We start from the raw sequence: 248 nt of genomic DNA, 5'->3' as shown, positions 1-248 counted from the left end.
ATCGGGCGTTATCAACTTAACTCGCGTTCAGGGATTTGCGGCATAGACCGATGGCATGAACACCGCAACCGTCAGCTACAAGCGCCATCGTTTCCCGCCGCAGATCATCGCCCATGCAGTCTGGCTCTACTACAGGTTCCCCTTGAGCCTGCGTCTGGTCGAGGAAATGCTGCTGGAGCGCGGGACCGTGGTTTCGTATGAGACAATCCGCCGGTGGGGCATCAAGTTCGGTCCGCATTACGCTCGCC

At 58.5% G+C, this 248-nt stretch carries 1 pseudogene; it reads left to right on the top strand.

The features are described from left to right. Positions 1-55 precede the first annotated feature (55 nt). Positions 56-248, top strand: a pseudogene (locus tag DH10_RS35890) (IS6 family transposase); the annotation flags it as partial.

It is taken from the genome of Mesorhizobium silamurunense (assembly GCF_014843825.1).
In the GTDB taxonomy this organism is placed as follows: Bacteria; Pseudomonadota; Alphaproteobacteria; order Rhizobiales; family Rhizobiaceae; genus Mesorhizobium; species Mesorhizobium silamurunense.
Note: the sequence above shows the minus strand (reverse complement) of the source record. Positions and strands in the feature narration are given on the sequence as shown.